This window comes from Micromonospora sp. M51 (assembly GCF_018070305.1).
Classification (GTDB): domain Bacteria; phylum Actinomycetota; class Actinomycetes; order Mycobacteriales; family Micromonosporaceae; genus Micromonospora; species Micromonospora parva.
Genome location: NZ_JAGPXZ010001099.1, coordinates 1 through 1,436, shown reverse-complemented (window position 1 = coordinate 1,436; position 1,436 = coordinate 1). Strand labels below are relative to the sequence as shown.

General features: G+C 76.2%; 1 protein-coding gene and 1 pseudogene. Both read right to left on the bottom strand.

What is annotated here, in order from left to right; translation table 11 throughout:
• A pseudogene (locus KBX53_RS32780) lies at positions 1 to 1,112 on the bottom strand (permease); the annotation flags it as partial.
• A 7-nt stretch (positions 1,113 to 1,119) separates the two neighbouring features.
• Positions 1,120 to 1,436: ATP-binding cassette domain-containing protein (locus KBX53_RS32775; RefSeq protein WP_210863738.1), on the bottom strand; the 317-nt coding region annotated here is incomplete at its 5' end.

The window sequence follows — 1,436 nt, the reverse complement described above, 5'->3', positions numbered from 1 at the left end:
ACACTCGAGGCCGGTGTCGCGAGCGCGGCGGCGACGGCGGCGACGAGCCCGGCCTCGAGTGTCGCGGTGGCGGCGAGTTGGCGGCGGCTGGTGCCCAGGGCGGACCGCAGGGCGGTCTCGTCGGCGCGCAGGTCGGCGGTCAGCCGGCCGGCGAGGACGAGTGCCGTCGCGGCCAGGACACCGCCGAGGACGGCGATGGCGAGCACGACGGCGGCGGTGACGTGCTGCTGGTCGTCGGCTGCCCGCACTGTCGACGACAGGTCGGTGGAGACCCGGGCGAGCTGGACGCGGTCACCGAGGGTGCCGGCCAGCCGGCGGTCGGCGCTGCGGATGGCCCCGGCCACGGTCTCCAGGTCGCGACGGTTGGGGTTGGACAGGTCCGGGTGGGCGGTGACCTCCATCCGATCCACTGTGGCGCCGGTGCTGACCAGGTCGGCGAGGTCGACGAGGAACGGGCCGTAGGCGTTGACCGGCTGCATGAAGCGACCGTCGCGGTAGCCGATGGCCGAGCCGGCCGCGGCCAACGGGTCGCGGTCCCAGCCGCGCCCCGGCAGCGGGCGAACCACGCCGACGACTGTCACATCGACGGCCGGGACGGGGGCGTGGGCCAGTTCGGCGCCGAGGCGCACCTGGCGACCGGGGGTGAGGCCGAGCAGTTGGGCGGTGGACTCCAGCAGCACCGCGTCGCCCGGGTGCCGCGGCCAGCGTCCGGTGATCAGCTCGGCTCGGGCCGGCAGGTCGTCCAGCCCCGACAGGTACGCCTGGGCCGGCACTGTGGTGCCCGGGGCGAGCGCGGGCGGCAGCGCCCGTAGCACCGTCGACGCCCGCGCGGTGGTCGTCACGGGGAACGGTGCGAGCGCGGAGGTCACCACGGCGCGGGTGTCGGCGGCGACGGAGCGCGCGTCCGGGCCCTCGACGGTGCCGGCGTAGACGGTCACGTCGACGGCGGCGGGGGCGGCGTCGGCCATGGCGATCTCCAGCGCCCGCTCGGCGGTGCGGGTGACCAGCAGGGTGCAGGTGCCCAGCAGTGTCGCGCCGATGGTGACGACCCCGAGGAGGGCCGCCAGCAACGGCCACTGCGCGCGGGCGCGCCGGCTGACCAGCCTCAGCATCGACGCGTCACCTGGCGTCCGGCACGGGCTCGTACGGCTGGCCGGCCGCCTGTTCGTCGAGGTGCCCGTCGTGGATGCGGATCACCCGGTCGGCCAGGGCCATCATCACCGCGTCGTGCGTGGACACCAGGACGGTGACGCCTTCGGATTCCACGATCCCGCGCAGCAGGGCCATCACCGACAGGCCCGTCTCGGCGTCCAGTTGCCCGGTGGGCTCGTCGGCGAGCAGCAGCCGGGGCGAGGCGGCCAGCGCGCGGGCGATCGCCACCCGCTGCTGTTGGCCGCCGGACAGCTCGGCCGGCCGCTGCCGGGCGTGGTGGGCCC